General features: G+C 62.9%; 5 protein-coding genes and 1 tRNA gene. 1 reads left to right on the top strand and 5 read right to left on the bottom strand.

What is annotated here, in order from left to right:
* Positions 1–195 precede the first annotated feature (195 nt).
* Complete coding sequence (locus EIP75_RS22315) at positions 196–516, top strand: helix-turn-helix domain-containing protein (RefSeq protein WP_125245409.1); 321 nt, start codon at positions 196–198, stop codon at positions 514–516.
* Positions 517–1400: 884 nt separating this feature from the next.
* Here EIP75_RS22315 and EIP75_RS22310 read toward each other — a convergent pair.
* The 5 genes from EIP75_RS22310 to EIP75_RS22290 form a co-directional block, all read right to left on the bottom strand.
* Positions 1401–2120: an NYN domain-containing protein gene (locus EIP75_RS22310; protein ID WP_125245408.1), complete on the bottom strand. Its 720-nt coding sequence runs from the start codon at positions 2118–2120 to the stop codon at positions 1401–1403.
* 288 nt (positions 2121–2408) lie between these two features.
* Positions 2409–3239 carry an HNH endonuclease gene (locus EIP75_RS22305; RefSeq protein ID WP_158622961.1) on the bottom strand — a complete coding sequence of 277 codons (831 nt, stop codon included), beginning with the start codon at positions 3237–3239 and terminating at the stop codon, positions 2409–2411.
* Between the two features lie 154 nt (positions 3240–3393).
* Positions 3394–4959, bottom strand: a complete 1566-nt coding sequence (locus EIP75_RS24760; RefSeq protein WP_233585000.1) for a site-specific integrase — start codon at positions 4957–4959, stop codon at positions 3394–3396.
* A gap of 163 nt (positions 4960–5122) precedes the next feature.
* Positions 5123–5199, bottom strand: a tRNA-Pro gene (locus tag EIP75_RS22295).
* 16 nt (positions 5200–5215) lie between these two features.
* Positions 5216–6157, bottom strand: coding sequence for a polyprenyl synthetase family protein (locus EIP75_RS22290; RefSeq protein ID WP_199758675.1), 942 nt, complete (start codon positions 6155–6157; stop codon positions 5216–5218).
* Positions 6158–6318 lie beyond the last annotated feature (161 nt).

Here is a 6318-nt window from a genome sequence, read left to right as displayed (position 1 = left end):
GGGGATACGGGGGCAAGATCACGGCAGCTCAGAGCAGCACTTTCAGCGCCCGCGCAGCGCGCTCGCGCAGGGCTGTCTTGGCGCCGTTAGCAAAGCCAGGCGCCGTGTAGCAACGGCCAGAGGGATGTAGCAAAACCAGGAGCCAAGTGCCACATAAAAACGGCGGTACTAAGGTTTTTGCCTAAAATACGGGGCATGAAGCGCCGCGCAGTCATCCTTCCGAGTGCTCGGGAGCAGCTCGAAGAGTTGGGCCTGCGCCTGCGCTTGGCGAGAGAGCGGCGTGGCATCAGCCAGGTGCTCGCTGCAGAGCGGGTCGGGTGCAGCCGTGAGACGTTGCGCCGGCTTGAAGCCGGCGACCCGTCCGTCAGCCTCGGCACCGTGCTGCGAGTCCTACGCGTGCTGCAACTCGACGCCGACATCAACTCCCTTGCTGCGGACACAGACCTCATTGGCAAGCTCGACGACCTCGCCGCGCGCGGCATCCAGGTCGGCGGAGCGCGTAGGTCCCGCGCGTAGAAAAAGCCAGTTCGTGAAGTCGGACAGCCGGTGGTGCCCACATGACTCTTCTCTAACGTCGGCGAGCCTCACCACCCTACGCCTTGATTCCCACAGCTTCCCGACCCTCGCCGACACAGACCCACCCCTGCGCGGTGCTAGCCCCTCCTTCCCCCAGGCTTCACCAACCGCTCCGGCGCAGCTCCACACCCCTGATCCGGATAAGCCTGGTCCACCCCCTGCAGCGCAGCGCCAGCCCGCCTGGTAGGCGCTACAGGCCCCGCGGGCGCGACATAGTGCCACCGCCCCTGCGCGGCTCCTTGCAGGCCCGGTAAGGCCGTCCTGGGTCCTCGCAGGCGCAGATCCTGGTGCTCGCCCGGGAGGAGCTGCCCGATTCACTTTGCTATCAGGCTGAGCTTTACTTTGCTATTCCCACGACGGATCGAGCTAAGTGCCTGCCAGCACAGGCAAATTCCGACCGGCGTTGCAAATTACCGAGGCTCTTTTGAAGTGTGGACGTGCGCCTTGGTTCTTGTTTGAGCCCCGAGCCCGGCCCGCCGCTTCGCGAGACCACCCGCCGGGTGCTCTCACGCATCGGCTGCGGCTTGCGAGGCCTCCGAATTGAGGAGTTTCAGGTTCGGATTCGTTTGGCGCGAGGGGCGCTGTGCTGGGCGCGGGAACCCTTCGCCTGCTGTGCTGCCGGCACGCGCTCCATCGGCCACGGCAGGCCCCACTCCGCGGCGCGGGAACGCTCGCCTGCGGCCCTCCGAATGGCTCGGCCAAGTTGGGCTGTGAAGGTGTGGGGCCGCCCAGCGAGGCGGCCCACGGAGGCGAGGAGCAACTGCGTCACAGAGTGCGTGGATCGCCTCCGTCCTGGTGGGCCGTGGTCGCAGATTTGCAGGGGCTTACTGCTTCAGACGGACATTCAAATGCACGAATCCCGAGGCGTCTGTCGTTTCATTGAACTCGAGATATGGCTGCTTTCGAATGAGGTCACTTAGCTTTCTGAAGCCGTAATTGCGGGCGTCGAATGACGGGTTACTCTTGCCGATGAAGCCACCCACCGCAGACAGCGACGCCCACCCTGTATCGCGCAAGGTTTCCCGAATGGCGTGCGCCAGCAAGCCCTGAAGGGCGGGCACGTCCTGGACCTGTACCGAGGCTTGAGCCGTTGCTTCAGCGGCGGCTGGCCTGAGCACTTCGACGAAGATGAACTTGTCGCATGCAGCGATGAAAGCGTCGGGCGTCTTGCGTTCGCCGAAGCCGTAGACGACCTTGCCAGCTTCCCGCAGGCGTGTGGCCAGCCGCGTGAAATCGCTGTCGCTGGACACGAGGCAAAAGCCATCAACGTTGCCGCCGTAGAGCAGATCCATGGCGTCGATGATGCAGGCGCTATCCGTCGAGTTTTTGCCCTTCGTGTAGGCAAACTGCTGCATCGGTTGGATCGCATGGCGGTGGAGGTGCTCCTTCCAACCCACCAGGTTTTGCGTCGTCCAGTCACCGTAGGCGCGCTTTACAGTGGCGACACCGTACTTCGCGACCTCCTCGAGTAGTTCCTTCGTGATCGCCGCGCTGGCGTTGTCGGCGTCGACGAGTACAGCGAGTCGAAGTGCTTCCTGTGCCATTGTTCGTTCCCCCTGCCGTTAGCGTACTGCACGTTGGAGGTCGGGCGAGGGGCCGGCAGACTCCAAATTGCCGATGTGCGCCTCACCTATCTGTGCACCAAAGGTGGCGGTGCGGGCAGGGCGACAGTTTGCAGACCTGGGGTGGGAGGGGGGCGTCGGCATTGGGTAAGCCCAGCCCATGGAGCCCCGCGGCGCTTCGCGATTTGTTCGCGCGGCGAAGGGGCGGATTTCCCTAGGGAAATCGGGTGGCTCCTCCGCCGCTACGTGCAGGTTCAGATCGCTACCACGTCACCAACTCGTGTTCGGCGAACGCCGCAGGTTGGCTCGTCGACTGACGACAGTCTGCGGGTGGACGCCAAGCTCCTTGGCAATGTCGGCGCTGCCTTTTCCAAAATCGGCGATCATGGCCAGACCTTCAGCGGACAGCCTGAACCGTTTGTCGTGCTTGACGTCGAAGTCTCTTGGGCATGGCTGGCGGCCGGAGATAAAAAGGTGGAAAGGATTCAGGCAGGTCGGGTCGCCGCATGCGTGGCTCACGATGTCGTACTTGTCCAGTGGGCCGTTGAATAGGGTGTAGACCTTGCGGTGAGCGCCGACCACCTCACCGGACATGGCCGTCGCGCGCAGTTGCCGAAAACCATCATATGTTGGGTGGAGCCAGGCGCTACGGACGCACTTGCCCGGCGTGAAGTTGTCGAAGTTCATCGACAAACGGGATGCCTCCTTGCTAAGCACCAGGGGATGGGGCATGTGCACATGATGCCGTCCTGCCAGACGCGTTAGCCCGAACATGCCCCAGCGGGGATGGCTCCCCTGGTGAAGCAACTTGTCCCGCCGGTTCTCTGCATCTCCTCCAGCGTACAGATGGAAGGGGTTATGGCACGACGCGTTTCCGCAGCGGTGGAGGGCCATGTCTGTGCCTTCGAGTGGTCCGAGCAGAAGCATGACGGCCAAGCGATGAGCACACGTGGTGCCACTGAACTCCTTGGCCGTCAGGGACGTGTAGCCGCGTTGTGTCCGGCTCAGCCAGGTCGGCGCGAAGCAGAGCTCCGGGTGGAGGCCAATGAAGCTTGGTTGAAGGGGTTCTGATCCAGGAGGAATGGGATGGGTGGTGGGCATCGGTCGCTCCTTGGTTGAAGGAAATGCGCCGTCGCTGCTAAGCCGGTTGTTGCGTAGACGACGGCGCACTCGGTGCATGCTGTCTTCCCGCGCATGGGAAGAGAGGCATAACGCCCGCCTGTGCTTGAAGCGGCTGGCGAGCGTTAGCGTCGTGTCAGGCCGCAGCCTTGCGATAGGCGCGGAGGTCAACGACCTTCTGGTTGCTGTTACCTTCGATGGCAATCGTGATGGGAGCCGACATCAGTTCGGACATCGGCAGTTCTGCCTTCTCGGTCAGCCGCGTACGCCCGCGGTAAATAACCGCCTTGCCATACTTAAGGCCGCATTCAGAGAACGCAGCATCAAGACGCGTGGCCAAGCCGGTGGGCGTCAGGTGGGTATAGCGCAGCAGCATGCGGGGGTCACGATGGCCGCTGAACGCCTGCAGGTCCAAAAGTGAGAAGCCGCCCGGCGTTTGGCTGCCGGCTTCTGCCACCCGAGAGATGGCCTCGTGACGCAAGTCGTGGATGCGCAGGCGCTCACTGCCAAGAGTCTCGATGCCGGATGCCTCGCACATGCGCAGCCAAGCCTTGCGCAGGTAATCGACCGGAATCGGGAACACGTACTCGCCGGTTTGCGGAAGCTCCCGCAGCAGTGCCACCAGGTCGGCGCGCAGCGGCAAGGTCCTCGGGCGGCCGTTCTTGGTTTCAGGCAAGAATGCGGTTTGCCGGTCCAGGTCCACCTGGTTCCACTTGAGCTTGAGCGTCTCACTACGGCGCGCCGCCGTCATCAGTTGAAACTGGATGAAGGACGCAAACATTGGCACATGGCAGGTCTCGCTCGACACAATCTTCCGCGCCTCTGCCCTGGCCTTGAGGCGCTGATACTTGGTCGTTGACTGCTGGTCATCGAAGAGTTGTTGGCCAAGGGAGCGCTCAGTCCAAAGATGGTCTTCTTGGTGCGCTGCGGCCATCAGGCGAGCCTCTTCATCATCGCGCAGACGGCGGTCCCGTTCGTTGAAATACTTGGGGCGCTCTACGCCGGACATGGGGTCGATGTGGACGTGAATGCGCCAAGCGATCATCGCGGCGTTGCAGACGGCACGGAACACGTCGAGCTCTCGGTCGACAGTGGCGGGTTCGACGCACTGCAGCCGCTCGTCCATGTACTCACGAAAGTCCTCGGGCAAGAGGGCAGCGAAGCTCTTCTTAATGAAGACAGCAGCCTCGGACGGATGCGACATCCGACGGCCAGTGGGCTTCGGAATGCGAAGGCTGGGGTCCTGCGGGTTGGGGTGCGCAGCGTGGATGGCCGCCAAATCCTGTCGCTCATAGCCGGCGTCCTCGAGCCACATGTTGATTTGGTATCCGATGACTGCGAAGCCCTTCTTGCGAGGCGCCTCTTCCTTCAGGTATCGGATGAGCAGGTCGGCGAAGCTGGTCTGGTGTGCCTGGGTGTAGTCAACGAAGAGACCGGTGTACTGGTCGGCCTCGATGCGCTTTTGAATTGCCTCGGCTTCGGCGGCGGAAGTGGCAGTGAAGCTCTTGCGCTTGCCGTGCACGTAGTAGCGCACCATGTACGCCTCGTCGAGGAGGGCCACGAGCGGCTTGAGCTGCAGGCCACGCAGGCTCGCGCAGTAGCGCTGAGCAGCTTCGGCGTGATTGTGGGCAAAGAGACGGGTCAGGTCGTCGCGGTTCTTGACCTTGACCTGGATGCGGGAGCGGTTCTCGATATGAGCCATGATTGGAGTTCCAAAAGTTGCTGGAACTCCGTATAGGCAGATTGGGATGAGATGATTCGCCCGGTTTCGCGCGCATCAATCCGTCATCGCCACCGTTTACCCACTTATGGCACTTCTTGCAGACCAAGCGACTTAGGAAGTCGTTGATCTACAAGGCAAATCCTGGTCGGGGTGAGAGGATTCGAACCTCCGGCCTCTACGTCCCGAACGTAGCGCTCTACCAGGCTAAGCTACACCCCGTTCAGTGGCTGGCAGCTCAGGTCGAGCGCCGCACCGAATGAATCGACAATTGTAGCAGCGAATCCTTGTAGATCGACTCTGGCAGGCTGGCGATCAGCTGCTGTGCGTGTGCTGCCTGGGCCTCGGCGGCTTCACGCGTAGCGTCCAGCGCACCGGTGGCGCGCACCACCTCCACGATCTCGGGCATGCGCTCGACCTCGCCGTGCTCGATGGCATGGCGGATCATGTCGCGTTGCTCGGGCGTGCCGCGCTGCATGGCCAGCAGCAGGGGCAGGGTGGGCTTGCCTTCGCGCAGGTCGTCGCCGATGTTCTTGCCCAGCTCGGCGGTGCTGCCTTCGTAGTCCAGCAGATCGTCGATCAATTGGAAAGCACTGCCCACGGCGCGACCGAAGGCGGCGCAGGTGTCCTCAATGTCGGCCGGCGCGTCGGCCACCACGGCACCCAGGCGCGCGCTGGCCTCGAACAGCTTGCCGGTCTTGTATTCGATCACGCGCATGTAGTCGTCCACCGTGATGTCGGGGTCGTGCATGTTCATGAGCTGCAGCACCTCGCCCTCGGCGATGACATTGGTGGCGTCGGCCAGCACTTCCATCACCTTGTAGCGGCCGGTCGACACCATCATCTGGAAGGAGCGCGAGTACAGGAAATCGCCCACCAGCACGCTGGCGGCGTTGCCGAACATGGCGTTGGCCGTCTTGCGCCCGCGGCGCAACGATGATTCGTCGACCACGTCGTCGTGCAGCAGGGTAGAGGTGTGGATGAACTCCACCACGGCCGCCAGCTCATGGCGCTGGGTGCTGTCGCAGCCCAGCGCGCGGGCCACCAGCAGCAGCAGCAAGGGGCGCACGCGCTTGCCGCCCGCGTTGACGATGTAGTGCGAGATCTGGTTGACCAGGGCGACCTGCGAACTCAGCCGGCGATGGATGACCGCGTCGACCTCCGCCATCTCTGGCGCCATCAGGCTGCGGTAATCGACGGTGGTGGCGGTGGCGGAAGAAGACACTCAGCTATCCCAGGGAAAGATGGCAATGACGCGGCGGATTATAGGAAGCCCGCGAGGACCAGGCCGAAAGCCCCCCGATGATGGCATCCGGATGGGCAGTTTCCGCGACCAGAGAG

This window comes from Aquabacterium soli (assembly GCF_003933735.1).
GTDB classification, from domain to species: Bacteria; Pseudomonadota; Gammaproteobacteria; order Burkholderiales; family Burkholderiaceae_C; genus Aquabacterium; species Aquabacterium soli.
Note: the sequence above shows the minus strand (reverse complement) of the source record. Positions and strands in the feature narration are given on the sequence as shown.

Excerpts from the sequence above, each read along its gene's own strand:
- EIP75_RS22305 (WP_158622961.1), bottom strand. The coding sequence starts at position 3,239 with ATGCCCACCACCCATCCCATTCCTCCTGGATCAGAACCCCTTCAACCA.
- EIP75_RS24760 (WP_233585000.1), bottom strand. The coding sequence starts at position 4,959 with ATGGCTCATATCGAGAACCGCTCCCGCATCCAGGTCAAGGTCAAGAAC.
- EIP75_RS22315 (WP_125245409.1), top strand. The coding sequence starts at position 196 with ATGAAGCGCCGCGCAGTCATCCTTCCGAGTGCTCGGGAGCAGCTCGAA.
- EIP75_RS22290 (WP_199758675.1), bottom strand. The coding sequence starts at position 6,157 with ATGGCGCCAGAGATGGCGGAGGTCGACGCGGTCATCCATCGCCGGCTG.
- EIP75_RS22310 (WP_125245408.1), bottom strand. The coding sequence starts at position 2,120 with ATGGCACAGGAAGCACTTCGACTCGCTGTACTCGTCGACGCCGACAAC.